Raw genomic sequence first — 25,124 nt, 5'->3', positions numbered from 1 at the left:
GAAGTGATAGTCTTCGGATTCTGCTGAGAAAGCAGCTTAGAAATATCAACATCTGTTTTAATTGATAGTTCTTCAACTGCCGAACAGGCAGCGGGCTGGAAGGATCTGGCCCATTTCATTTTACTTTCCATTCGAAAACCCCAAAGCAGGATGAAACCTCCAGCCCAGGCCATCATCCTTCGGTTCTGGCAGGCTCAGCGTGCCAAAACGTTTTGCGCAGCGTTCAAGGTCCATATCTAATTCCTCAGCAAGCTCGATCAGGGAATCCATATAGTTGTTGCTGCCCCAGACAGAGATCCCCGGTGACGTAAGGCTTTCGAGTTCGATTCGTTTGAGTAGCCGATCATTTTTGCTGTATGTCGCAGGTTCCTTTCTATTCTTTTGATAGACGTAATGCAATTCGGCTGTGACTTCGTCTTCATCGGGCAACAGGGCCAAATCTACTTTCTTTATCGGGTCATCGCGGAAGGATTGCCGTTGAGTCAGCACACCGCAAAGCTGTGCTTGTGGTTGCATATACCAGCTGTACGCACCTAAGGGCGGCGATGCAGGCGTTCGTTTCAGGCGTCTGCGGGCTTTGGGGCTGAGTTTACGTATTTCCTCGTCGGATAAGGCTGATTGCGTTTCATCTGTTGGAGTGGCGACCATTTTGTCCTGCATTTGGTGGTGCTCCAAGTCCACTAAATTGGCTGTGGGTTGCAGTTTTTCTCTGGGCTGAATACGTGGTCGGGCGTCAATAACGCGCCACTGTTCTGGTTGTAGAAGGTTATTAAGGTTATGACTATTGAGGCGGTTCTCTCTGTCTTCAAAGCCGGGGCGGCAGAAGGCCGGTTCGTTTTGGTTTTCGAGGGCGCGCAGGTTGGTGCTGAGAATATAGAGGTTAGGCTCTTCGCAGGCCCGGAGGCGGTGGCGCTTTATGCGGCCAGCTAGTTGTATCAGTGACCTCATTGATGAGGGTTCGACAACTGACCAGTCGTAGTCGTGGTCTCTGCCTACTTCTGTGACTGGGGAGCCAAGCACTATAAATAGTTGGTCCTGTGCTTCGGTCTGATCGATTAAATGGCGTACCTGCGGCAGTGAAAATACCGCCATCTCTTCTCGTCTATTTAGCGTGGTATCAAGCTGTTGCTCTATATTGGAACGCAATAGGAGTGGAAACTGTGAGTGGTAGACACAGAGATGGATATGATGTCCGGTGGAGGCTCCCAGCTTGAATAATTCGATGGCAACATCAACCAACGGTTCGATGTTGGCCATGCGTACCAGGCCGAATGAGATACGCTTCTGGCTGGTAGGATCAACAGTGTGGTGTGCCTGGTGCAGGTGCAGAGCGTTGTGTCGGATTACTTCGGCCAGGTCAGCCCTAATCTCCGCCCGTTTTTTAAACGGTGGCGCGAATGTTACCAGCTGCGCCAAGCGGCGCACCTGCTCCCGTTCAAGGCGGCCAAAACGTTTTTTCACGAATTTAATATGAGCATCGGTCAGTTGTTCCCGATTGGCGCAATCGCTATGCACACTCTGATGTTCGTCGAACCAGGCGCAGCATATATCAACAGGTGTGTTTGGCTCTCCCCGGTTGCGTTGATAAACCTGACGACCTTCCCGATAAGATTCGAATAATCCTGCCACAAGTGCTGGAGGGAGCGTCGCGGATGAAAGTAACACCCGGGCGCCCAGCATTGCGGCCCAGTGAACCAGGCGAGTGAGAGCGGGAAGGTCCTGTATATCAAAATCATCGATCTCATCCAGCACCAGATCGCTGCTCATCAGGCGCAGCATCGGTGCAATCTGGCGACCACCCCGTGTGCTCTCCGTGGCGGGGATCAGGTGATCAACGGTGCACGTGAGGATAGGAGCTGCAATCAGTTTCTTTACCATCGGGTTATGTTCCAGACGCTTCAGAACACCGTGGTTGTCAAAATTCCCCTCAAAGTGAACATGGGAGCTGTCCGCTAACAGATCAACGCTGGATGCTGAGCCGGAGGCTTCGGCTTCCGCTTCGTAATGTTCGAACAAAGCGCGAGTCGCGCTGCCCCCTACGCGGATAGCCAGATCGCTGTCGTTGAGGTTGAGCATCTGCTGGAAGGCTCGACCGGTTTGCAGGGTTAGCGTACGCAATCCTAATGCTATAGAGAATCGGGCACCTTTTTGTGGATTTGCCAATGCATACATGATTCGGCCGTTGGCGATGGTTTTGCCGCAGCCGGTGGAAGCCATGTTGATCCCGAAAAAACCGCTTTGCTCGCTACGTTTCCGCAAGGACTCGGTCAGTTCAAAAGCTTTGTTCTGCCACTGAAAGCGTTTCTCTCGGGTACGTTTTCGGAGGCCTGGATGGTGGCCAAGGCGCGGCAGGTGATCGGCCATTGACGGCAGGCTGCGGCTGATCTGGTTGGCCATACGGGCGACACCCAGCAGGTGGGCATCCAACTTCTGATTGTATTTGCCAGTACTACGCAGGGTGTTGGCATATAGTGGGTAATCAGCGGTACCGCAAACCCAGTCGCGGTGTCTGGGATCAGTCAGGCTAGAGTAGTTATGGTCTGCCAGCATCAGGCATAGGCGTGCAAGATGCATCACATAGCTGTTGTCTATGGTGAGCAGTGCACTATTACGACGTTTCTGTAGCTGGGTCGCAATTCGTTTAGCCGCTTCCTGCCACTTGGGGGATATAACTGGCAGAGGACCGCTGAAGGTCCAGTAAGGGGATATCTCCTGATGGTCGTTAGAGTCACAGCGTTCATTCCAACTGGCGTTAATATCCGTAAGAAGAGTACTCAGGTGCTCAGCGCGAATCACTGGTTTGTTATTCCCGTCGTTTGGTTTTATTGGCAGTCGGTGATGGCTGAGCACCAGCCAGGCTACAGCCTGTGCCAAAGGCGGTAATTGTTCTGGTGCGAAGGGGCGTGTGGTGTTTGGCGTGATGCCATCCCGCTCAAGCCTGTCTTTCCACATGTGCTCATCACCCGCGTGATCGATCAGGCGTTGCAACCATTGATCGTCGCTGCTCTGCCCGACGAAGGCCTGGAACAGGCGTAGCGAGATCCATTCATGACGGTAGAGGTTTCGCTCTAAGGGGGAGTTGGGTTTGAGTTTTTCCTGAAACTGATCACAAGCCTTTCCTAGGTCATGCAGCAATGCTGCCAGGGAAGCGAGCAACTTTATCTCTTCACCGCAGTGCCAGTCGTTTTCATTCTGTGTACGCAGGATATTGCGTCGTGTGCTATTTGTGGGGGAGGCCCCCATGGGGTTGAAGCGCTTGGCATCACCTACGATCCATAGCAGTTCGCTGTGATCTTTTCCTCGAATCCAGTGGCAGGCAACAGCGGTATTCTTGCGTGCTTTCTTGCGTAGCAGTTTACGCAGGGTATCCAATCCCGCTTTGGTGATCGGCGTCTGCCAGGTTCGAGCTCCCCTTCGTTCGGCAAACTGATCGAGAATACGACGGGTTTCTTTGAGTGCGTTTTTATTGCATTGGGAGATCAGTAGGATATTCACTGAGTTGGTGCTCCCAGCGCTGTGGCAATATCCTGCAAGGTGTCGATCATAAAATCGAGGGCTTCTGTGCGCGTCAGGCTTTCAATACAAGCCTGGCGAAAAGTCTGTTCCTCGTCTCCACGCATAGCAGAGATAAACGCCTGAGGCAGTATAGTGGCATCTTTCACCAAGTCGGCGGTATCAAAGACCAGTCCACCGCGTCGTGTTTTGCCGTGCAGCACTGCTAAACCATGCGGTAGGCCCAACACCCAAGTGGCGGTCGCCCCTAGTCCGTAGGCGAGGTAGTTGCCGTGATCCAGAAAACGGTTGGCGGGATCGGTGCCGGAACCTCGTTTAGCTCTGATGAATTCCCCATAGGAAACGGTCTGTGCTGCGGTCTTAAACAGTGCTTTGGTAAGGCGTGCTTCGAGCGTTAGCAGTTCGTTGGTGCTGTTGGCATTTTCTACAGCACGCTGGTTATTTTCCAGAAGTGAAAGTAGTTGATCGGGGGCAGGTGTAAACCCACTATCTGCTAATTGGCGATTATTTAGCCAGAGCTTCGAGATACGTTTCAAGCGTGCTACTTGAATACGTTTTGCAGCGAGTAGACGTTTCTCATCGTCAAACCAGAAACGCACCCAATGCTGCAGGTACTCGGTAGGGCGGTATTCGCTTTGTGGGGAAAACCATGCTGCCTCCACATCCACTTCGTTTGCACTGAATAATGGTGTGCCTCCCCCACCGCAGAAGCCTACAAGTACACCAGCCTTAGCTAACTCGCGCATCGCTGCCTGAGTGACGGATGTTCCCGTACCCAACAAAATACAGGTGGTATTGGCGATCGGAATATTCCAGTAGCGGGATCGATTGCCCTCATCGGTGACATACTCAACACGGCCGCCATTCACGAGTACACGGCAATACTGGAGGTAGTAAAGATTCGCACGTTTAGAGTGCAGGATCGTTTTCAGATCCGAAGGGGATAGCTCATCCATAGCTTGCTTGTTTCCTTGATATGAATGCCAATATGAATGATTGTTCGGCGGAGCGTCAAGGGGATCTAGCATTCGGGTGGAATTTTAGCGAAAGCGCCTGCCACGACAGCCAAAACCTCGGAATGCCAGTACACGCTATACTCAACTGAGAACGGGTCTCAGCCTGAGGCTCGAACAAAGTCGCTCTGCTTCCAACAAAGAGCGGCTGGGAGTTAAGCAATGAGTCCCCTTGGACTGTTCATTATTGCGTTAGTTGCTGCGTGGTGTGTCGTGGGTGTTCATGCCGTTCGGTTGCTGAATCGATACTACCGTCAGCAGGGCGAACAGTTCTGCGAACGTCATGGACTTGCTATCGCTGAGGTGCAGGCCTGTGTGTTCTTCCTTGGTCCGATTGGGTGGTTAGGGGTGCATCTACTCACCGCGAAAGAGTAAAGAAGGTGTCGCAAAACTACTGCTCTGGCTGATACGGCGTTAAAAATCTGTTCAAAATGCTCATTTACACTCAGTAAATTGCGCGTTTTCGCAGTTTTTGCCTTGTCTCAGCTGCGCTCGTTACGTTTTACAACACCCTCTAACGCCTGCCAGTGAACATCTATCCCGGCGGGAACGCCGGGAAATACTCGTGGTGGCCGGCTGCGGCATCTAGGCGTGGAATGGATTGGCGATGGTGGAGTCTTTACCCATCCATTTTGCTTCGGGGTGCAGCTTACGCATCATTGATTTGAGTGGATTCTCCTGCCCCGTTCTTGTGTCTACCATCAACAGGTATTTGCCCTGTCGGATCGCCTGGTGAAAAGAGGAGATCCGGTAGTTGTCGAAATAAGTACCGAATACACCTCCCCAGTAGGTGCAAATGCCCACGATCAACACGGTGATCATGACGAGTGAAGGCCCGCTCAACTCGATCCCGAATGGGGTGAACATGGAACCTAGCACCGCGAAAGCTACGCCCATCACCAAGCCAACCAGCAGGCCGCGTTCAGAGGAACGTACGATATCGGTTTCGTCTATCTCGCGCGCCGCATGGAGGTGGTGCTCTTCAATGGCGTCGGTGTCTAAACCCACCACATGGATATGGTCATCGTCGATATCCATTGCGTGAAGGTCTTCGGCAATCTTCTCAACACTGTTGATGTCATCTGTTAGGTAATAGTGCTGTTTCATAGGAATACTCCCCGTTCCGAAGAACGAAGTTATGTCTCCTTATGAGTATAGAAACAGCGGTAATTAGCTGCATAAACCCGCTTGCTATACTGAAGCCAGTGAACCGATGAGGAGTGCTCTTATGCGCGTTCAGTTACTGGTGACCAGAACGGACTTTTCGGTGCCCAACCTCGAACAGGAATTTAAGGACCTGGGGATACATTACGAGATTGCCTATCTGGAGAACCACCCGGAGATGGTAAAGACCTACAATATCCGCCATTCCCCTAATATCGTGGTCGACGGCAAACTGGCGTTCCGTCATCAGCCCTCAGAACAGGAACTGCGGCAGTATTTCGACGGACTGAAGCACTGAGGCCTTAGCCGCACAGGCGTTTTTTAATTTCGCAGGTCTTCAGGCACCAAAAATCCGGTATCCCTCACGGCATACCGGATTTTTAGTTTCAGCGCGTTGCGTTAATCAATCGATTAAGCGATTGCGTCTTCAGCTGGAACGTAGTCGTAGCCCAGATCTTTCGCGACTGCTTCGTAGTTGATGGTGCCGCGGTGAACGTTCAGACCGTTCAGCAGGTGTGCGTCATCGCGCAGTGCCTGTTTGTAGCCTTTGTTCGCCAGAGCCAGTGCGAATGGCAGCGTTGCGTTGGTCAGAGCGAAAGTAGAGGTACGTGCTACGCCGCCTGGCATGTTAGCAACACAGTAGTGAACCACGCCTTCTTCGATGTAGGTTGGTTCCTGGTGCGTGGTTGCACGAGAGGTTTCGAAGCAGCCACCCTGGTCGATCGCAACGTCTACCAGTACAGCACCGTCTTTCATCTTCTTCAGCATTTCACGGGTTACCAGCTTAGGTGCTGCTGCGCCTGGGATCAGCACTGCGCCGATGACCAGATCCGCTGCCACTACTTCCTGCTCTACGCTTTCTGCGCTGGAGTACAGGGTTTTCAGCTGTGGGCCGTACAATGCGTCCAGTTCTTTCAGACGCGGCAGGGAGCGATCCAGGATAGTCACGTCGGCGCCCATACCCATTGCCATGCGTGCAGCGTTAACACCTACAACACCACCACCGATGACAACCACTTTCGCTGGTGCTACGCCCGGTACACCACCCAGCAGAGTACCCAGACCCGCCTGTGCTTTCTCAAGACAGTGTGCACCGGCCTGGATAGCCATACGGCCAGCTACTTCACTCATTGGGGCCAGCAGTGGCAGACCACGGTTAGCGTCAGTTACGGTTTCGTATGCGATTGCAACAGCGTCGGATTCAACCAGCAGCTTGGTCTGCTCTGGGTCCGGAGCCAGGTGCAGGTAGGTGAACAGGATCTGGCCAGGGCGCAGCATGCGGCATTCGTTTGGCTGCGGCTCCTTTACCTTCACGATCATGTCTGCTGCTGCAAAGATCTCTTCTGGGGTATCGATGATCTTAGCGCCTGCTGCTTCGTACTGTTCGTTGGTCAGACCGATAGCCGTGCCGCCATCGCGCTGTACGATTACTTCGTGGCCAGCTGCAACCAGCTCACGTACACCAGCAGGAGTCATACCGATACGGTATTCGTGGTTCTTAATCTCTTTAGGTACACCAATCAACATTTACGAAATCTCCGGATCTTTTATTGCTTTTGTTTTTAGGAAGTATTTCTAGGCTAGCACCAGTTGTGCGGAGTGTTTTTTTGAAGATTTGGTTTTGGCGGGAAAAAATCCGGATTTGTTGTGGTTTTTCCAGAAAAGTTAAAGGCGCAAAAAGTGTGCCCGATTGGTTAATAAATAACCCACTCTAAAGTGGTATGTGGTTGCTACCACTTATTGGGGGAGGTCTGAAAACCGGGTCAGAAGTGTGTGGGGGAATGCTGCAGAGCAACATTATAGGGCCGAATTGTTGCAGTTTGGATACGGCCCTGAGGCGAGGGATGGATTAGAACTTGGCAGAGATGTTGGCAGCGTCAATCGCGGTCAGGGTTGGATGTGGATGCGGGGCCAATGCCAGTACGATATCCACCGCAGGCAGTTCCGGCAGGTCCGTGTCTTCCAGTATGGTCAGGTTATCGGAGACGGTGGAGCTGGCCAGCGCACTGACGGCGATCCCTTTGTTGAGCATCCCCTTCAGGGCGGTGGCGCTGGAGGAGGTGGCGATCAGCTGGTACGGACGGTTCTGCTTCTCCAGTGAGTCGATGGCGGTGCTGTGAAATTTGCAGTCGGCATCGTAGAGCACCAGTGGCAGCACATCGCGCTCCAGCAGCTCTGGAAAACCGCCGTGGGCCCACACGCCTTTATCATGCACCAGCAGATAACCCTCATCCTTTTCCGGTGCGCGGGTGAGGATAGCCGCGTGCAGTTCGCCACGGTCCAGGAGGGCGCGTAACCGGGTGCTGCTGGCGCAGAGGATGCTGATCTCCTGTTGTGGGTGCGCGTCCAGAATCAGGGCGATCAGCTGCGGTAACACCGAATCGGCATAGTCGTCCGGGCAGCCAAGCATCAGGGGGGGATGGTCACTGCGGCGTTTCAGATCGCTCAGGGCCTGGTCGTGGATCGCCAGCAAGCGGCGGGCATAACTGGCGAGTTTGCGACCGTGTTCGGTTAGCCCCAGGTTACGGCCCTCCTTAATAAAGAGCGGTTTGCCGGTCGCTTCCTCCAGCTTCTTCATCTGCATGCTGATCGCGCTTTGGGTACGGTGGATCTGCTTTGCCGCACGGGTAAAGCTGCCGGTGTCCACAAAAGCGATAAAGCTGCGCAGGGCTTCGATATCCATCGTCTGTTCCAGAAGAGGGTGTTGTAAAATGTAGCGAGCGCAGCTGAGACAAGGCAAAAAGCTGCGAAAAAGCGCAGTTTACTCGAAGTAAATGAGCATTTTGAGCAGATTTTTAACGCCGGATCAGCCAGCGCAGTAGTTTTACGACACCCTCTGAAGGGGGCCGGAGGTGTGCGCTGATAAATAGCCGAATCGGGGCAGGGGAGCAATCCGGGTGCTGTGTTGCCACACCCCCTCCGGTTGCTTGATTGCGGTGGTGGTGGGCGGGTGTAACGGGCTATAGTAGCCGGTCTCGATACGCTGTTTTGAGTAAAAGGTAGAGTGATGCACGAACAGGTTCAGGAATATTACGGTGAGGTACTGCAGGGGAGTGAAGATCTGCAGACAAATGCTTGCTGCACAGACGACGCGATCCCACGTTATGTAAAAGATGCACTGTCCAAGGTGCATGATGAGGTGATGGCCCGTTACTACGGCTGTGGTCTGGTGGCACCTGAGCAACTGAACGGTTGTGCGATTCTGGACTTGGGGAGCGGCAGTGGCCGTGACTGTTACGTGCTGTCGCAGTTTGTGGGCGAGTCTGGCCGTGTGGTCGGTGTGGATATGACCGACGCCCAGCTGGAAGTGGCTAACCGTCATCTGGACTACCATCAGAAGGCCTTTGGTTATGCACAGGGCAACGTGGAGTTCCGCAAGGGTTACATCGAAAAGCTGGATGAGCTGGACCTGCCGGATAACAGCTTTGACGTGATTGTCTCCAACTGTGTCATCAACCTGAGCCCGGACAAGGACGCGGTATTCCGCGAGGCCTATCGTCTGCTTAAGCCGGGTGGTGAGCTGTACTTCTCCGATGTGTATGCCGATCGCCGTATCCCTGCATCACTCAAAACCGATCCTGAGTTGTACGGCGAGTGCCTGTCCGGTGCGCTGTACTGGAATGACTTCCTGCGTCTGGCGAAGAAAGCGGGCTTTACCGATCCACGTTTGGTGAACGACCGTCCGATTACCATCGACAACGAACGCATCGAGCAGAAAATCGGCCATATCAGTTTCTACTCTGCCACGTACCGCCTGTTCAAGATTGAAGCGCTGGAAGATGCCTGTGAAGACTACGGCCAGGCGGTGATCTACAAAGGCACCATCGAGCATATGCCGGAAGTGTTTGAGCTGGATGCGCATCACCGTATCGAGAAGGGCAAGGTCTTCCCGGTGTGTGGCAATACCTGGCGCATGCTGCACGACACCCGCTTTAAAGAACACTTCGACTTTGTCGGTACCTGGGACAACCACTACGGTATTTTCGACGGTTGTGGCACCTTGCTACCGTTCGAAAGCGAAGCCGAGAGCGGTGCAGCGGGCGGCGGTTGCTGCTAATCAGCCTCTCCTGATCTGATCCATCAGCGTTGCGAATAGGTGCCATCAATACTATTCGTTAGTTTTCGGACGAGCGTGCGGTAACAATAACTGCAGTTTTTAACGGAAGCAGGTACACACTGATGGAACTGATCATAGGCAACAAAAACTACTCCTCCTGGTCACTGCGCGGCTGGCTGATGCTGGCCGCCTTTGATATCAAATTCAAAGAAACCCGCTTACAGCTGGATACCGAATCCTTCTATTCCGCGTTGAAAAACGTAGATTGCGCCGACAAAGTGCCGGTGCTGGTGGATGGGGAGATCACCGTGTGGGACTCCCTGGCGATCTGCGAATACGTCAGCGAAACCTACCTCGACGGACGCGGCTGGCCAGAAAACCGCGCTGCCCGTGCTGAAGCCCGTGCGATTGCTGCCGAGATGCACTCCGGTTTCTTTGGTGTTCGTAACGAGATGCCAATGAACTGCCGCGCCAAGCGCCGTATCGAAGCGTCGGAAGCGGCAATGAAAGACGTAGCCCGTATCGACGAGATCTGGTCCAGCTGCCGTGAGCGCATCGCCGACCAAGGTCCTTGGCTGTTTGGTGAGTTCAGTATTGCCGATGTGATGTATGCGCCAGTGGTATCCCGCTTTGAAACCTACGGTGTAGCGGTATCCGAAGCGAGCCACGCCTACATGCAATCCGTGTTGGACCATCCGAAGATGCAGGAGTGGATTGAAGCCGGTAAGCAGGAAACGGAAATCGTTGAAGCGGATGAAGCGGGAGTGGAGGTTTAATCCTTCGTAAAAAATCTCGTAGGGCAGCATTCATGCTGCCGGCACCCTAAAGGGTGCCCTACAACGAATCCAGCAGGTTGGCCACCGCGAAGCGGTGCCCAACACGTTAGGCATCGCGTTGCGACGACTAACCTACACGGAGTTTTAATGCTTCATACATTGCCTTGTAGCAGCCCGCGCTGAGGGCGACTTTTTAAACCACCGTGGTATGTCGCGGTCGGAGACCGCTGCTACAGGTAACGATTAAGCGTCGTAGGTTGGCCACCGCAAAGCGGTGCCCAACACGTTAGGCATCGCGTAGCGATGACTAACCTACACGGAGCTTAAATGCTTCGTACATTGCTTTGTAGCAGCCCGCTCCGAGCACGACTTTTTAAACCACCGTGGTATGTCGCGGTCGGAGACCGCTGCTACAGGTAACGATTAAGCGTCGTAGATTGGCCACCGCGAAGCGGTGCCCAACACGTTAGGTATCGCGTTGCGATGACTAGCCTACGCGGAGCTTAAATGCTTCGTACATTGCCTTGTAGCAGCACACTGAGAGGGCGACGGGTTAAATCACGGGGGTAAGTAGCGGTCGGAGACCGCTTCTACATGAGATGGCTAGAAACAAAAAAACCTCCCCGAAGGGAGGTTTTTTGTTTCTCATTAGCGTTACTTACCGAAGATCAACTCAGGCAGCCACAGGGCGATTTCTGGGAAGATAACCACCAGGGCCAGGCCGATAATCTGCAAGCAGACAAACGGAATTGCCGCTTTATACAGGTCGTAAATCGAGACGCTAGGTGGCGCCACCGATCGCATGTAAAAGAGGTTATAGCCAAAGGGTGGTGTCAGGTACGCGGACTGCATGCTGATGATGAACAACACAGCGAACCAGATGGTATCAAACCCCAGGGTATCCACGATTGGTACGAACAGCGGCACGGTGATAAACACAATGGCAAAGTCGTCCAGGAACATACCCAGAATGAAGTAGCAGGCCAGCATCGCGATGATCACCCAGTACGGCGACATGGCGGTGTCTTCGATAAACTCTTCCAGCACCATACCCGCACCCAGGCCGATATATACCTTACTGAAGAATACCGCGGCCAGGGTAATCCATAGCAGCATCCCCATCAGTTTGGTGGTGCCGATCATTACTTCCTTCAGCACCTGCCAGTTCAGCGTGCGGTAGATGGCGGCACAGATAATCGAGCCAACCGCACCTACGGCAGACGCCTCAGAGGGTGAGGTGATACCCACGATAATGAAAGAGAGTACGGTGGCGATCAGAGCACCCGGCAGGATCAACGCTTTCAGCGCAGCCAACTTGCCACGGAAATCAACGCGCTCTTCTTCACTGATCGGTGGAGCCAGTTGCGGATTCATTTTGGCGCGGATAAATACATACAGGATGTAGATGCCGGCCAGCATCAGGCCCGGCATCAAGCCTGCGGCAAACAGTTTACCGACGGATTCACGCGCCAGGAAGGCGTAGATAACCATCAGGACACTAGGTGGAATCAGGAAGCCCAGTGCGCCACCGGCCATAATGGTGCCGGTTGCCAGCTTTTTGTCATAACCACGTTCGAGCATCGCTGGCAGGGCGATAATACCCAGACTTACGGTTGCTGCACCGGAGACACCGGCCATTGCTGCAATCAAGGCACAGACGATGACGGTACCCATACCCAGACCGCCCGGCGTGCCACCCATCAACTTGTTGATCATGTCGAACAGATCATCGGTTATGCCGGAACGCTGCAGCATCAGGCCCATGAAGATAAACATGGGCAGGGCAACCAACAGGAAGTTATCCATGGAGGAGAACGTACTGATCGCCAGCAGTTCAAGGCCGGCAGGACCCCAGAGGAAATATGCTGAGCCAACGCCTACGGTTAGCAGTGCCCAGGTCAGCGGGGCACCCAGGATCAGCATCAGCAGCATGCAACCAAACATACCGCCTGTGACGAGCAACGGATCAAGTTCTAACACTCTTAGTGTCCTTCGTTTTTATTGTTGAACTGCTTATTTCTTATTGAACAAACACTGCAAGTTATTGTTCGGTTACTTCTTCGCGCGGCTCGGTAATGCCAAGTGCGACCATCACATCCCTGATGAAGTGAGACAAGCTCTGCAGCCACATCAGACCAACCGCCAGTGGCAATACGGATTTAAACGGATAAATTGGGGGAGCCCAGGTGCTCTTCGAAGAGTGTTCGTTTTTTGCCCAGGAATCTGCGGCAAAATCGAAAACCACGTAGAAAAATACGGCAAACACCACGAGGCCGATACCACCGGTAATCACATCCAGCCAGGCGCGACCGCGGGGCGAGAACAGATGATAGACCGCTTCACTGCGGACATGACCATGATGACGGTGGGTGTACACGCCCGCCAGGATACAGAACGTACCATAGATCATGGTCGTGGTTTCATGTGCCCAGGAGGTTGGGCTGTTGAAAAGATATCGGGCAGCGATCTCGAAACTGAGAACAGCCATCATAGCAAGGCTCATCCATGAGATGGCCTTGCCTATGAAGTCGGATATCTCGTCTTGTAGGTCAAGGAAGCGAGATATCCGTGTCATTAGCCTCTCCCGGTCGCTTTAGCCGCTGCAGCGATGATTTCGATCGCTTTCGCGTTGCGTGGAGATTTAGCTGCTTCCTCTTCCCACAGTACACGGGCTGCTTTACGCAGACGTGCGGAATCTTCAGCAGGCAGGGTCGCGAATTCAAACAGACCAGAGGTACCCGCGTCGATGGAGCCGCTCACCATCCAGGTGTGCATCTTACGTGCGTGCTTAGCGTAAGCCATCTCGATGATGCGACGGTGCTCGTCAGACATGGAATCCCACTTGGCTTTGTTGATCAGCATTTGATCGGTGTAGCCCGGGTTTACCATGTTCAGGAAGGTGTAGTACTTAGCAGATTCGTACAGCTTCATCGCTTTGTACTCGTTGGTACCTGCGTAGATTACGCCGTCGATGGTACCGGTGGACAGCGCCAGATACAGTTCACCGCCTGGCAGGTATACGGTTGGAATATCGAATTTTTCCAGGATCTTCGCGACGCTTGGCGTAGCGCGGATCTTCATGTTTTTCAGATCTTCCAGGCTCTTAACCGGCTTGGTGGTCAGCAGGTCGAATGGGCCGCCCATGATTGGGCCCAAGTAGTGAACGCCCTGTTCAGCGTACCCTTCACGGATCAGATCGATCAGACCTTTGGATTCCATGATGTACTGTGCTTCGTCGTAGTTGGTCCATGCACCTGGCAGACCCGCTTCGATGGATGCAATGTCCAGCTGACCCGGCCAGTAACCCGCGTAGCCCTGACACATGTCGATGGTACCTTTGGATACTGCCTGGAACATGTCGGCATTCGGTACCAGCTCACTGCCGCGGAAGCGTTTGATACGAAGGGATTTGTTGGAAGCAACCTTAACGTCGTCAAGGAACTGATCGTGGATCTCATCAGACTCCGTACCCCAGTATGTTTGCATACGCAGACGTACTGTAGAAGCTGCTTGTGCATTGGTAGAGCTGATTGCCAGCGGTGCTGCTGCCAGGCCCGCTGCTGCTGCCTTCAGAATATTTCTTCTTTTCATGGTTCTTCCTAAGATCAGATTCGCTGCTGTTATTTTTGATATTCCCTAAGGGGCGGCTACTGACTTACCGCCGGTTTAGCGGAATGGAACTTACAGTGTAGGGCGTAAGGAGTGGTCTTTTGTCCTATAAGCCTGCATTTCATGGGTCAAAAACTCTTATTTAGCATAAAATGGAGGGTATTTGATCATGTTGGATAAAGTTTGAGCGTATCTGGTAAAACGATTCTCTCTTTATCCGGTGTAATCGTTTCTAATTGCACCTTCCACTCCAGTCGCTTCGTAATCAAAGCTTCCCCACTGATTCATACAGATAACATAGTTGAAATTCCAGTAACTTGACCGTTAACGTCGTTTATTAAGTCTTTTTGCGACATTTGAGGTCGCAAAAGGTTAATAGGCAAAAGTCCTGTTTGTTCGTTGATCAGTAGGCAACAAGTCGCAACAGATTACCGGACTATACTGAGGTTCAGAACGGTGATTTTTGGGAGACTAAACAATGAACGCCGCAGATATTATGACCACCTCCGTGATTACAGTGGGACCCGATACCGGGGTCAGGGAGATTGCAGAACTGTTGCTGGCGAAACGGATCAGCGCCGTCCCGGTGATTGACGATGAGCAGCGGGTGCTCGGTATTGTCAGCGAAGGGGACCTGATGCGAAGGTTGGAAAGCGATAGCGAAGAGCGTCATTCCTGGTGGATCGAAAACCTGTTTTCCCAGAGTCATGATGCTGAACACTATATAAAAGCCCATGGCCGCACCGCATCTGAAGTGATGACCCGCGATGTGATTACCGTCAGTGTGGATATGCCGTTACATGAGATTGCAACTACGCTGGAGCGTAACCATATCAAGCGTGTACCCGTGACGGACAACAATCGACTGGTGGGGATTGTGAGTCGCGCCAACCTGCTGCATGGCCTGACTGCCGGCCCGGTGCCTGAACAAACCCGGTCTGTGGATGACCGCACCATCCGCGACAGCCTGATGCATGAACTGTCGGAAGAGGTGGGATTGGTTAGCGGACGGATTAATGTCACCGTCCATGACGGCGTGGTTCAGCTCTGGGGAATCGTTTACAGCGAGAAAGAGAAACAGGCCGCAGAATTGGCGGCCGTCAATACACCCGGAGTCCGGTCAGTGGAAAACTTCCTTGGCAGTATCCCGCCTTGGTTGGCGGAAGCCTGATCTAGTAGAGCGTATTCACGCAGCTTTGGAGCAGCCCGCTCCGAGGGCGACACTTTCTCCATGGGGGCATGTCGCGGTCGGAGACCGCTGCTACAAGTACACCATTTTACCGTAGATTGGCCACCGCAACGCGGTGCCCAACCTTCAGGAGTGTACTTTGGGTGTCGTTACGCTCGACCCAATATACATAAAACGGCTTGAATCCGGGTCTGCTTAGCAATCTTTATGCGCCCTGTTTTCTGATCTGCCCCGGCGTTTTTTGAAAGTTGCGCTTACAGGCGCGGGAGAGGCTTGATGCGTCAGAGAATCCCGTCTCCTGAGCGATTGCATCCAATGGCAGTCGCGTTTGAACCAGCATCTTTTGAGCAAGCGCTAAACGGCGTTGGGTGATATACGCCTGGGGCGAGCAGCCAAGGTGTTGTTGGCACAGTACATACAAGTGGCTTGGGCTGCAGTGCAGTGCAATGGCCAGCATATCGTTACTTATAGGTTGGCTGATCTGGCGATCAATAAAGCTATTGAGGCGAGCCACGTCAAAACGCGATAAACCGGTTTGTGTAGCAATCTCGCTACTGAAGACCTCTCCCAGCCAAGGCAACAACATTGTGGATAAACGCTGTGCGCGGGTGGGACTGGTGTCTTGTGCCAGTTCTTCCGCGATGAAATCGATCATCGGCACCATCTGGTTCGGTAGGCGGCAAAAATCCGGGCTTTGGTAGCGAACATCATTCAAAGAGACCGACCAGGTGTCCAGCAACGCATTCAAGTAGGGATCATTGTTGGCCAGATCCAGTACCAGCAGTTCGCACTCGGGATTAAGGCCTTCAAAATCATGTTGATTTGCCTGGGGTACCCAGGCCATGACACCACGACCGATCTGGCCGCCGGTCTTATCAAAATCACAGTTCATCGCACCCTTACGTCCCAGCAGTATCTGGCTAAAGCTATGGTGGTGAGTGCCGCTCTGCAATGCAATACGGTTGCTGCGCGCGTGGCTTTTGGTCAATGAACTGTCCTCATTTGTAGTGCTTTAGCTTACCTGTTTCCGAACATTGGGATGTGCGTGAATGTGAACTTCGATAGTCTCGGTCAATATCAGCGTAGTCTCGGTCAAAAATGCTGGGTTGGTTCTCTTTAGTATGAAGTAAAGATTAACAAGAAGAGAATTTTCCATGCAATTGAACGCTTCTCAACTGCAAGCCGCATTGCCTTGGGCTGATGTCATAGAATCTCTGCGCGCTATCTTCACCAAAGAGGTGAACGCGCCGATCCGTCATCATCACACGATGCAGGTGCCTGGCGAACCCGATGCCACCTTATTGCTTATGCCTGCATGGCTGGAGGGTGAATTTGTCGGCGTTAAGCTGGTGAACGTATTCCCAGGGAACAGTGCACGGAAACTGCCGGGGCTGAGTAGCCACTATATACTGAGCTGCGGTAAAAGCGGTCAGCCGTTACTGCAAGTTGATGGCAACGAGCTGACAGCCCGCCGGACTGCAGCAGCGTCTGCCTTGGCGTCATCCTATCTTTCCCGTCCTGACAGTCAGCGGATGTTGATGGTGGGAGCAGGTCGTATGGGACGCAGACTGATTCCTGCACACCGGAGTGTGCGTCCACTTTCAAAGATTTCCGTATGGGACCGCAATGAATCTGCTAGTGAAGCACTGGTGGAAGAGCTGCGTGCTGAGGATATCGACGCGGTTGTCTGCACCACCGACCAGCTTCCTGATGTGGCAGGCAATGCTGACCTTATCAGCTGTGCCACGATGGCTAAGGAACCGGTCATCCTGGGTGAATGGCTCGCCCCAGGAACCCATCTGGATCTGGTAGGAAGCTTTGTGCCAGACATGCGCGAAACCGACAACGTAGCGATGCAGCGTGGGGCCATCTTCGTGGATACCCGTGCCGGAACTCTGGTGGAAACCGGCGACATCATTCTGCCGATAGAGCAGGGCGCAATTACCGAGAGCGACATCCTTGCTGAATTCAGTGAGCTGTGTTCGGGCCAGCACAAGGGCCGTGTCGCGCTTCCTCAGCCTGATCAGGCGATTACCGTCTTTAAGTCCGTAGGCGATTCCCGAGAGGATCTGGCTGCGGCAGTACTGGCGTACCAAAAAACCTATCAGGGCAGCTAATGCTCTGCTTCAGCCCAGCGATCCTGGGCTTTTTTTATTCACAATAAAAATAATACCGGCGTTGATCGGTTTAGGAGATGTTATGCAAAACACAACAGCAAAACAGATCGCTGTCCCACCCTTATCGTTGGCATTGATCCCCATTGTGCTGACGGTTGGGCTGCTGGGTTTGCAGATATTCCATTACGACGACTTTACCCCCCATATCCCACTCGCGATTGGTTTTGCTATAACCGCACTGGTTGGCTGGACTCAGGGGTATCGCTGGAAAGATATTGAATCCGGTGCTTTTCACGTACTCCATGTGGCAATGCCCTCTATCGCTACACTGATTGTGGTGGGAATGTTGGTAAGTACCTGGATATCCAGTGGTACTGTGCCGATGCTGATCTACTATGGTCTTGAGCTGATCGATCCATCTTGGTTCCTGGCGGCGGCAATGCTGCTCTGTTCTGTTGTATCTCTCTGTATTGGCAGTAGCTGGACTACTGTAGGCACTGTGGGTCTGGCTCTGGTGGGGATTGGTACGGCATTTGGGATTCCGCTGTACTGGACGGCAGGTGCGGTGGTATCCGGTTCTTTCTTCGGTGATAAGGTGTCGCCGTTGTCTGATACCACAAATCTGGCGGCGGCAGTGACTGAAACTAATGTGTTTGATCACATCAAGAACATGATGCCAACCACCGTACCTGCGATGCTGATTGCGTTCATGATCTACCTGTTTGTGGGTGGCCAGGATAATGCGGGCATTGAACAGCTGGCTCAAATCGATACGTTTAAGGCGGGTCTGGCTGCTAATTTCGATATGGGCGTGCTGCCGCTGTTGCCGCTGGTGATTGTGATGGCGCTGGCGTTTTTCAAGGTCTCACCGATTCCGGCATTGTTCACCGGTTTCGTGCTCGGTGCTGGTGTCGCGATGATCCAGTACGGCTACAGCTTTAATCAGGCGCTCACCTTTGCCCACAGTGGTTTTTCTATCAGTACAGAAAATGCTGCGCTCGATAGCTTGTTGAACCGTGGTGGTGTGACCTCCATGACTTGGGTGGTGACGTTAATGATGTTCGCGCTGGCCTTCGGTGGTGCGTTGGAGCGCACCCGTTGTCTGGAAGCACTTGTGGCTGCCGTGATGCGATTGACAAAAGGGTTCCGTGGCCTGCAGACCTCCGCCATTCTGACCTCTGTGACAACCAACGTGGTCTCCGGTGATGTGTATCTGTCAATTGCTCTGCCAGGCCGTATGTACGGTCCTGAGTACGGTAAGCTGGGGTACAGCCGATTGAATCTGTCCCGTGCAATTGAGGAGGGGGGGACCTTAGTGTCTCCGCTGATTCCGTGGAATGCGGGTGGGGCATTTGTTATCGGCGCGCTGGGGTTGACAGTCGTGGATGGTGACTACTCTGTACTGCTGTATGCTCCGTTGGCATTTGCTTGTTGGTTGTCGCCAGCGATCGGTATTCTGTATGCCCAGCTAGGGGTGTTTTCGAAAACGGCAGAAGCTGATCAGGAGCCGGAAGAAACTGCAGTGAATAACACTGTTGTAGCAGAGGGTGTAAAAGGATGAAAAACAGACATGCCTCGTCAAAGGGCATGCCTGCCTGCGCCGTTATCGGCGCAGGCGTTTTGGGTTTATGCTCGGCGATTCAGGCGCAACGCAAAGGTTATCGGGTAACGTTGTATGATCGACAGCCACCTGGAAAGGGGGCCTCTTACGGCAATGCGGGGTACCTCGCGTGTGAACTTATTGATCCGCTCGCGACGCCGGAAACCCTGCGTCAGGCACCCAAGCTTTGGCTTGATCCCGATGGCCCACTGGCGTTACCGCTACGACACCTTCCTGCATTAGTTCCATGGTTGTTGCGCTTTGTTGCCAGTGCCCGACCTAAGGCTTTAGCTGAATCTCAAAAGGCGCTCAGGGCATTGAATGAAGATGCGGTACCTGCCTGGACAAGACTGTTGGAGCCTTTGGGGCTGACTCAGCATTTGGTTAAGTCCGGTTACATGCTGGTGTGGGAATCTGATGCAAAGCAGGAGCAAGCAAAGACCCATGCTGATTATCTGGCACGCTTTAACATTCAAACCCAGTGGCTTGATAAGGCGGACCTTGTGACGATGGAGCCTGAGATGGGAGCACAACTCAGTCACGGTTTATTTTTCCCAAATGCCTGGCGTGTACAAGAACCCTATATGTTGGTTGAAGCTCTGTATGCAGCGTTTCTTCGGGAGGGTGGTCGCTTTTTTGAATCAGCTGTGGAGAAGGTGCTGCCAACAGGTAACGGACAGGCTGAGGTCCGGTCGGAAGACGGTTCTGAGGTGTTTGATCGGGCGATAATATGTGCGGGTGCCTGGAGCCGATCATTGCTCAAACCTCTGGGCTTGTCTGTACCTCTGGAAGCAGAACGTGGCTATCATCTTACCTACCCGGAACAGAAAGCCGTGCTTAATTACCCTATGGGGTCGGCGGAACGCCGTTTGGTGATGACACCGCTTGCCAGCGGCTTACGTGTGGTGGGTATGAGTGAGCTGGGCGGACTCAGTTTATCGCCTTTCAAGCGACGCTACGAGGTATTGAAAAAGCACGCGAGCGCTTTGATTCCGAGCCTGAAAGCTCATTCAGAGCGTTGTGAAACCTGGATGGGACATCGACCAACCTTGCCCGACTCACTGCCGGTGCTCGATCGCCATCCTGAACACCCACAGATAGGGTTTGCTTTTGGTAACCAGCACCTGGGTCTGACTCAGGCAGCTATCAGCTCAGAACTGTTGTGGTGTGCGTTGGACGGTGAGAAAGCGCCGGTGGATATGGCACCGTATCGTGTTACTCGATTTTGAGTGTGTCTGGGCGTGCGCGGATGTGCCTGTAAAGCCCGTTGCTATAGTCCTGTAGGTTGGACACCGCGAAGCGGTGCCCAACATGTTAGGCATCGCGTAACGATGGCTAACCTACGGGGTATGTGTGCTTATAGCAGAGGGCTTTTATGCCCTATGGGTGCCGACCGCGACATACCACTATGGTGTAGAAGGTCGCCCTCAGAGCGGGCGGCTACAGATGTTGGGTTATGAAGTTAGCAAACACCCACCAACGTGTTCATCAAACCATTGGCTTTCAGCTTTTCGCCATCCTCATCGCTGCGTACCAACAAGGCCCCCACAAACGCCAGCGAGTTAAATGAGATCCCCTCAAACGACTCTTCACTGCGCGGCACCATCAGCATCCACTTGCGGGTGATCAGCAGGTTGTACGGCGCGGTGGTCTGGATGCCGTCGTCGGTAATTGCCAGCTCTTCACGCAACTGGTTGTAGAGGGTGAGCAGCACCTCGCTAGCACGATCCACATTATCAAACGTACCCGCCGGCAGTTGCATACCTGCGTGGCGGAACTTGAGGTCGGGGCTGCGGTTTGGGTGGCCGGGTTTCAACTGATTCAGAGCTTCGGAAAACGGCAGTTCGGAAAACGGTTCCATCGGCATTGGGATCAACTGCAGGTGTTTGTGCGGCTGGCTCGCACCGGCGATCTTGCCACCGTTATAAAAGGCCAGCGCATCAATGTCCTGCATTACCCTTGCCAGGGCATTGAAGTCCTTCCTGTTGATCTTGTCCTGCTGGGATTCCAGTTCGCGGGTTACAACCAGCAGATGCTTATCCACAACATTAAACTTGTTCAGCAGACAGACGTGATGCTCACCCAGGTCTGCTACATACAAGGCTTCGTCATAGGGTTTGAACGGGTTGTGATGGGTGTCGCCAGCTTTCTTCAGGCGTTGGCTTGCTTCATTTTTACGCGTCAGATTGTCGAGTGTACGCAGCAGAAACGGTATACCGTTCTCCGTGATCTGTTCGTAACGGGTATCGATCGATTGCAGTGCGCCTGATTCCAGCGCACTGCGGGTTACTCGTTCTACGTCCTGCAACAGCGTGTACGTCTTCTCGGTCATCGGTCTGCCTTTATTTCCCTGTTGGGCGATTCATCATCATAAGCGCAAAATGTTTAATGTCAGCGTATTTTTTGGCTCGTTGGAACAATTGTTCCTGTAAACAGGCCCGGATCTTCGCGTAACGCGGCTATACGGGAATACCTCTCTGTAAATCCTTGTTAATACGCGATACGGTAATAAGGATTTTGTATTACCTTGACTGCAGGGATGGGTATCACGCATGGCGTGAAGGTATGTACAGAGCGCAGGTCAGTGACGACCTGAGAATAAAAAATAGCGCTACGGGTGGAGAGGTGTTGAATGGGCAGCAACGCCATGCTGGAACTGACTCGGATTATCCAGAACGTGGTTTTGGCCACGTCACCGGAAGATCAGGTTCAGATGATTGTAGATGCGATCAGTGATGTGATCGCTTTAGATGTATGCAGCCTTTACCGGCAAAGCGGTAATGGCGACATGGTGCTGATTGCCAGTCACGGTCTGGTTGCAGCTGAGAAGGTCGTGATTCCTTCTGATCGCGGTTTGGTGGGACGTGTAGTGCGTATGCGTCGCAGCGTGAATATAACCGAACCGACAGAGCATCCCGATTTCTATTACGTTCCCGGTTCCGCCGAGGAGATGTATCACAGCTTTTGCGGCGTGCCGCTGGTGTATCACGGTGACATTATCGGTGTACTGGTGGTGCAGAGCCGCCGCCCCGAACTGTTGAAAGCAGAACAGGAAGCACTGCTCACCACCCTGGCCGCGCATCTGGCGCTGCTGATTATTGCCCTGCCTGAACCTCAGCTGCCTCGCGGACCAAGCAACGAACGTTCAGTGGGCATCAGTGGCGCACCGGGCCTCGCGATCGGTAAGGTGCATCTGCTGGATAAAGACGGATTGTCCACCGTCGGCGAATCCAGCTGTGATGATCCTGCCTTTGAGTTGGAAGAGTGGCAGACCTTGAAGCAGGCGACGCTGGAGGATCTGGTACAGGAACGCGAGTCGGTGCAAGCCGCGCTCGGTGACAGCTTGGCGGCGGTGCTGGATGCGTATCGAATGCTGCTGGAAGATCCCTATTTCACGACGCTGATCACCCAGGAGATAGAAGCCGGTAAGGCGCTGCCGTGGGCGATTCGCCAGGCGGTGCGTTTCTTCTCCGATCAGTTTAAGGCGATGGACGACCCGTACCTGCAGGCGCGCCACGAAGATATCGAGCAATTGGGTGATAAGCTCTATCAAATCTGGCGAGGTCAGCACCTGACTGACTTGCCATCCCCTGACGAGGGGCCGCTGATATTGATGGGGCACCACGTCAGTGTATCCGACATTGTGAGCCTGCCAACCGATCAACTTGGCGGCATTGTATGCTTCGCCGGTGCTGCACTCTCTCATATTGCGATCTTTGCCAACGCACTCGGTATCCCCGCTGTCATGGGTGTTGGAGAGTTAAAGGTCAATGATGGTGAGCAGGTGATCGTGGATGGTGACAGTGCCAAGGTGATCCTCAAACCTTCCCGCACCCTGCTGAAAGAGTTCAAGAAAATCCTGACGGCCCGGCAGAGTTTTGACCGAGAACTGCTGGCCGAGAGCGCCAACCCTGCGATTACCCAAGACGGTGTGCGTGTAGCGGTAATGGCCAACTCCGGTTTGCAGTCGGACATTATGCCGGGCATCCGCAATGGTGCTGATGGCGTCGGGCTTTATCGCACGGAAGTGCCCTTTATGGTACGCGACAGTTTGCCTTCCGAAGATGAGCAGACAGAGGTGTACCGCCACGTAGTCAGTGCTTACGGCGATAAACCGGTTTACTTCCGCACCCTCGATGTGGGCTCGGATAAACAGCTGCCTTACCTGCCCCAGTATGAAGAGGAAAACCCCGCACTGGGTATGCGTGGCATGCGCTTCACCCTTGATAACTTGCAGCTGTTGATGCACCAGTTCCGGGCTATCTTGCGCGCTGCAAACGGTGGTGAACAAGTGCATCTGTTGTTGCCGATGGTCAGCTCTACCCAAGAGCTGGATACCTGTATCGAGTTGCTGGATGAGGTTGTTGAGCAGTTGCACGAAGAGGGTATCAGCGTATGCCGTCCCAAGTTGGGTGTGATGATCGAAGTTCCGGCGGCGATTTCATTACTGCCGTTCTGGAAGGAGAAGATCGATTTCATTTCGGTGGGCACGAATGACTTGTCCCAGTACCTGCTGGCGGTGGATCGCAATAACGCCAAGGTATCCAAGTACTACGATTCCCTGCACCCGGCAGTCGTGCATGAACTGGTGCGTATCATCCGTACCGCCGAGCAATGTGAGCTGCCGGTGTCGATATGTGGGGAGATGGCCTCCGATCCTGTGTCCGTAATTCTGCTGTTGGGTATGGGCGTGCGCAAACTCAGTATGAGTTCGGCAAAGCTGCCGCGTATCAAGTGGCTGATTCGTGCGCTGTCGGTCAAAGATCTGGAGAAGCTGCTGCAGGCTGCACTTTGTGTGGACAGCTCCAAGGCGATCCGCGAGCTGGCGTCGCAGGCGCTGCGCGATGCCGGGATCGAATACGACAAATAGTTAGCGCTGACACCCTACAAAATACCCACATGCGACCGATGGACAGAGCAGAGGGCAAAACTTTGTCGGTTTCAGGTCTCTTTCGATTCCGGGCAGAGGTAACAATGGTGTATTAGCTGGTGAAATTATGACCTGCCAGTAAAAGCCCGGATCGGTGCTTCCTGAAGCATCAGCGCTATCCAACAACAAGAATAAAAATCCGCGATGACGGAGCCGTACAATGCGTAATTTTCGGCAAAAACTGCCGCCCCTCGATACCCTGATCGCTTTTGAAGCAGCCGCCCGTTACCTGAGTTTTACCCAGGCGGCGAAAGAGCTGCATCTGACACAGGCCGCGGTGAGCCAGCAGATCCGTTCGCTGGAGGATTACCTGGGCGTACAGTTGTTTACCCGCGAGCACCGTTCGGTGTCCCTCACCCAGCAGGGACGTGATTACCAACATACGGTGGTGGCGGCGCTGACCCAGTTGGCCAACGCCACGTTGGACATCCGCGTAGTGGACCGGGATAACACCCTGACTGTGGCAGCGGATCAATCGATCGCTACACTCTGGCTGATGCCCAAACTTCACGAGTTTCGAAAGCAGCATCCCGAGGTGAAATTGCGGCTGGTCTCCTCTGACTTGGTGGATGACTGCTTCAATAAAAACGTCGATGTGGCGTTATTCTTTGGGGATGGTCATTGGCGCGGTTACGAATCAGTCCGCCTCTTCCAGGAGAGCGTATATCCGATCTGCAGCCGGGATTATCTGAAGCAACATGGCAAGATCAAGGACGTTGAAGACCTGCTGCACCACAACTTGATCGAACTGGAAGACGTTAACTGGAACTCGCTTAACTGGCGCCGCTGGTTGAATGCCAAGAACGTGGACCTGCCCATGGAGAGGCTGGGGTTGTCACTCAATAACTACCCTCTGGTGATCGATGCGGCCAAGAACGGGCAGGGCATCGCCTTGGGCTGGAAGCACCTGATCAGTCCGGAGTTAGATGATACCCAACTGATCAACCCATTGGGGCAGAGTGTGGAAACCGATCACGGTTATTACCTGATTTGGCACAAGGACCGCAAGATTTCGCCCGAAGCGCAGGCGTTTATCCAGTGGGTCCAGCGTTACCTCGATATGTAGTGGTCAACTAATTCCGGACAGTAAATTAAGCTGTTCTTCGGCTCGCGCAGGAGCCAATCCCTTGTTGTGCTGATGAGGCCTTTGGTGATT

General features: G+C 53.4%; 20 protein-coding genes. 10 read left to right on the top strand and 10 right to left on the bottom strand.

Annotation, left to right across the window (positions count from 1 at the left end; all coding sequences use genetic code 11):
* Window positions 1–120: 120 nt before the first annotated feature.
* A complete protein-coding gene (cas3f, locus tag QKW35_RS03455) occupies window positions 121–3,495 on the bottom strand; it encodes a type I-F CRISPR-associated helicase Cas3f (protein WP_282350782.1) in 3,375 nt (1,124 codons plus the stop codon).
* Window positions 3,492–4,469 (bottom strand): type I-F CRISPR-associated endonuclease Cas1f, encoded by a 978-nt coding sequence (gene cas1f / locus QKW35_RS03450; protein WP_282350781.1) that lies wholly within the window; start codon window positions 4,467–4,469, stop codon window positions 3,492–3,494. Before cas1f ends, cas3f begins: the two co-directional genes overlap by 4 nt.
* Window positions 4,470–4,688: 219 nt before the next feature.
* Here cas1f and QKW35_RS03445 point away from each other — a divergent pair, with 219 nt between their 5' ends.
* Window positions 4,689–4,901 (top strand): hypothetical protein, encoded by a 213-nt coding sequence (locus QKW35_RS03445; RefSeq protein ID WP_282350780.1) that lies wholly within the window; start codon window positions 4,689–4,691, stop codon window positions 4,899–4,901.
* A gap of 210 nt (window positions 4,902–5,111) precedes the next feature.
* On the opposite strand, the gene QKW35_RS03440 is transcribed toward QKW35_RS03445, so the two are convergent.
* Window positions 5,112–5,633 (bottom strand): hypothetical protein, encoded by a 522-nt coding sequence (locus tag QKW35_RS03440; RefSeq protein ID WP_282350779.1) that lies wholly within the window; start codon window positions 5,631–5,633, stop codon window positions 5,112–5,114.
* Window positions 5,634–5,754: 121 nt separating this feature from the next.
* On the opposite strand from QKW35_RS03440, the gene QKW35_RS03435 reads away from it, so the two are divergent.
* On the top strand, window positions 5,755–5,988 hold the full coding sequence (locus QKW35_RS03435; RefSeq protein WP_282350777.1) for a thioredoxin family protein: 234 nt from the start codon (window positions 5,755–5,757) through the stop codon (window positions 5,986–5,988).
* A 113-nt stretch (window positions 5,989–6,101) separates the two neighbouring features.
* Here QKW35_RS03435 and ald read toward each other — a convergent pair whose 3' ends face one another.
* Complete coding sequence (ald, locus tag QKW35_RS03430; RefSeq protein ID WP_282350776.1) at window positions 6,102–7,217, bottom strand: alanine dehydrogenase; 1,116 nt, start codon at window positions 7,215–7,217, stop codon at window positions 6,102–6,104.
* Between the two features lie 322 nt (window positions 7,218–7,539).
* Window positions 7,540–8,373, bottom strand: a complete 834-nt coding sequence (locus QKW35_RS03425; RefSeq protein WP_282350774.1) for a LysR family transcriptional regulator — start codon at window positions 8,371–8,373, stop codon at window positions 7,540–7,542.
* A gap of 324 nt (window positions 8,374–8,697) precedes the next feature.
* On the opposite strand from QKW35_RS03425, the gene QKW35_RS03420 reads away from it, so the two are divergent.
* A complete protein-coding gene (locus QKW35_RS03420) occupies window positions 8,698–9,747 on the top strand; it encodes a methyltransferase domain-containing protein (protein ID WP_282350772.1) in 1,050 nt (349 codons plus the stop codon).
* A 122-nt stretch (window positions 9,748–9,869) separates the two neighbouring features.
* Window positions 9,870–10,523 (top strand): glutathione S-transferase family protein, encoded by a 654-nt coding sequence (locus tag QKW35_RS03415; protein ID WP_282350770.1) that lies wholly within the window; start codon window positions 9,870–9,872, stop codon window positions 10,521–10,523.
* A 654-nt stretch (window positions 10,524–11,177) separates the two neighbouring features.
* Here the strand turns inward: QKW35_RS03415 and QKW35_RS03410 are convergent.
* The 3 genes from QKW35_RS03410 to dctP form a co-directional block, all read right to left on the bottom strand.
* Window positions 11,178–12,503 (bottom strand): TRAP transporter large permease, encoded by a 1,326-nt coding sequence (locus QKW35_RS03410; RefSeq protein ID WP_282350768.1) that lies wholly within the window; start codon window positions 12,501–12,503, stop codon window positions 11,178–11,180.
* 61 nt (window positions 12,504–12,564) lie between these two features.
* Complete coding sequence (locus QKW35_RS03405; protein WP_282350766.1) at window positions 12,565–13,098, bottom strand: TRAP transporter small permease subunit; 534 nt, start codon at window positions 13,096–13,098, stop codon at window positions 12,565–12,567.
* Window positions 13,098–14,114, bottom strand: a complete 1,017-nt coding sequence (gene dctP, locus QKW35_RS03400) for a TRAP transporter substrate-binding protein DctP (RefSeq protein ID WP_282350765.1) — start codon at window positions 14,112–14,114, stop codon at window positions 13,098–13,100. The genes QKW35_RS03405 and dctP overlap by 1 nt, the downstream gene beginning before the upstream one ends.
* A gap of 496 nt (window positions 14,115–14,610) precedes the next feature.
* Between dctP and QKW35_RS03395 the strand changes: the two genes are divergently transcribed.
* Window positions 14,611–15,303 carry a CBS domain-containing protein gene (locus QKW35_RS03395; protein WP_282350764.1) on the top strand — a complete coding sequence of 231 codons (693 nt, stop codon included), beginning with the start codon at window positions 14,611–14,613 and terminating at the stop codon, window positions 15,301–15,303.
* Window positions 15,304–15,526: 223 nt separating this feature from the next.
* On the opposite strand, the gene QKW35_RS03390 is transcribed toward QKW35_RS03395, so the two are convergent.
* Window positions 15,527–16,309 carry an AraC family transcriptional regulator gene (locus QKW35_RS03390; RefSeq protein WP_282350763.1) on the bottom strand — a complete coding sequence of 261 codons (783 nt, stop codon included), beginning with the start codon at window positions 16,307–16,309 and terminating at the stop codon, window positions 15,527–15,529.
* A gap of 166 nt (window positions 16,310–16,475) precedes the next feature.
* Between QKW35_RS03390 and lhpI the strand changes: the two genes are divergently transcribed.
* From lhpI to QKW35_RS03375, 3 genes are all read left to right on the top strand, one after another.
* Window positions 16,476–17,438, top strand: a complete 963-nt coding sequence (gene lhpI, locus QKW35_RS03385) for a bifunctional Delta(1)-pyrroline-2-carboxylate/Delta(1)-piperideine-2-carboxylate reductase (RefSeq protein WP_282350762.1) — start codon at window positions 16,476–16,478, stop codon at window positions 17,436–17,438.
* 82 nt (window positions 17,439–17,520) lie between these two features.
* Window positions 17,521–18,999, top strand: a complete 1,479-nt coding sequence (gene nhaC, locus QKW35_RS03380; RefSeq protein ID WP_282350761.1) for a Na+/H+ antiporter NhaC — start codon at window positions 17,521–17,523, stop codon at window positions 18,997–18,999.
* Window positions 18,996–20,267: an NAD(P)/FAD-dependent oxidoreductase gene (locus tag QKW35_RS03375; protein WP_282350760.1), complete on the top strand. Its 1,272-nt coding sequence runs from the start codon at window positions 18,996–18,998 to the stop codon at window positions 20,265–20,267. The genes nhaC and QKW35_RS03375 overlap by 4 nt, the downstream gene beginning before the upstream one ends.
* Before the next feature lie 233 nt (window positions 20,268–20,500).
* On the opposite strand, the gene QKW35_RS03370 is transcribed toward QKW35_RS03375, so the two are convergent.
* Window positions 20,501–21,370, bottom strand: coding sequence for an ATP adenylyltransferase family protein (locus QKW35_RS03370; RefSeq protein ID WP_282350759.1), 870 nt, complete (start codon window positions 21,368–21,370; stop codon window positions 20,501–20,503).
* A gap of 300 nt (window positions 21,371–21,670) precedes the next feature.
* Here QKW35_RS03370 and ptsP point away from each other — a divergent pair, with 300 nt between their 5' ends.
* Both ptsP and gcvA read left to right on the top strand, forming a co-directional pair.
* Complete coding sequence (gene ptsP / locus QKW35_RS03365; protein ID WP_282350758.1) at window positions 21,671–23,908, top strand: phosphoenolpyruvate--protein phosphotransferase; 2,238 nt, start codon at window positions 21,671–21,673, stop codon at window positions 23,906–23,908.
* Window positions 23,909–24,128: 220 nt separating this feature from the next.
* Complete coding sequence (gcvA, locus tag QKW35_RS03360) at window positions 24,129–25,034, top strand: transcriptional regulator GcvA (protein WP_282350757.1); 906 nt, start codon at window positions 24,129–24,131, stop codon at window positions 25,032–25,034.
* The last annotated feature ends 90 nt before the right edge of the window (window positions 25,035–25,124 follow it).

This window comes from Pontibacterium granulatum, from assembly GCF_029961155.1.
GTDB classification, from domain to species: domain Bacteria; phylum Pseudomonadota; class Gammaproteobacteria; order Pseudomonadales; family Balneatricaceae; genus Pontibacterium; species Pontibacterium granulatum.
This window is presented reverse-complemented; position numbering and strand designations above follow the sequence as displayed.

Excerpts from the sequence above, each read along its gene's own strand:
- ald (WP_282350776.1), bottom strand. The coding sequence starts at position 7,217 with ATGTTGATTGGTGTACCTAAAGAGATTAAGAACCACGAATACCGTATC.
- ptsP (WP_282350758.1), top strand. The coding sequence starts at position 21,671 with ATGGGCAGCAACGCCATGCTGGAACTGACTCGGATTATCCAGAACGTG.
- QKW35_RS03425 (WP_282350774.1), bottom strand. The coding sequence starts at position 8,373 with ATGGATATCGAAGCCCTGCGCAGCTTTATCGCTTTTGTGGACACCGGC.
- nhaC (WP_282350761.1), top strand. The coding sequence starts at position 17,521 with ATGCAAAACACAACAGCAAAACAGATCGCTGTCCCACCCTTATCGTTG.
- QKW35_RS03405 (WP_282350766.1), bottom strand. The coding sequence starts at position 13,098 with ATGACACGGATATCTCGCTTCCTTGACCTACAAGACGAGATATCCGAC.
- QKW35_RS03435 (WP_282350777.1), top strand. The coding sequence starts at position 5,755 with ATGCGCGTTCAGTTACTGGTGACCAGAACGGACTTTTCGGTGCCCAAC.
- cas1f (WP_282350781.1), bottom strand. The coding sequence starts at position 4,469 with ATGGATGAGCTATCCCCTTCGGATCTGAAAACGATCCTGCACTCTAAA.
- QKW35_RS03395 (WP_282350764.1), top strand. The coding sequence starts at position 14,611 with ATGAACGCCGCAGATATTATGACCACCTCCGTGATTACAGTGGGACCC.
- QKW35_RS03420 (WP_282350772.1), top strand. The coding sequence starts at position 8,698 with ATGCACGAACAGGTTCAGGAATATTACGGTGAGGTACTGCAGGGGAGT.
- dctP (WP_282350765.1), bottom strand. The coding sequence starts at position 14,114 with ATGAAAAGAAGAAATATTCTGAAGGCAGCAGCAGCGGGCCTGGCAGCA.
- QKW35_RS03370 (WP_282350759.1), bottom strand. The coding sequence starts at position 21,370 with ATGACCGAGAAGACGTACACGCTGTTGCAGGACGTAGAACGAGTAACC.
- lhpI (WP_282350762.1), top strand. The coding sequence starts at position 16,476 with ATGCAATTGAACGCTTCTCAACTGCAAGCCGCATTGCCTTGGGCTGAT.
- QKW35_RS03415 (WP_282350770.1), top strand. The coding sequence starts at position 9,870 with ATGGAACTGATCATAGGCAACAAAAACTACTCCTCCTGGTCACTGCGC.
- QKW35_RS03440 (WP_282350779.1), bottom strand. The coding sequence starts at position 5,633 with ATGAAACAGCACTATTACCTAACAGATGACATCAACAGTGTTGAGAAG.
- QKW35_RS03375 (WP_282350760.1), top strand. The coding sequence starts at position 18,996 with ATGAAAAACAGACATGCCTCGTCAAAGGGCATGCCTGCCTGCGCCGTT.
- QKW35_RS03445 (WP_282350780.1), top strand. The coding sequence starts at position 4,689 with ATGAGTCCCCTTGGACTGTTCATTATTGCGTTAGTTGCTGCGTGGTGT.
- gcvA (WP_282350757.1), top strand. The coding sequence starts at position 24,129 with ATGCGTAATTTTCGGCAAAAACTGCCGCCCCTCGATACCCTGATCGCT.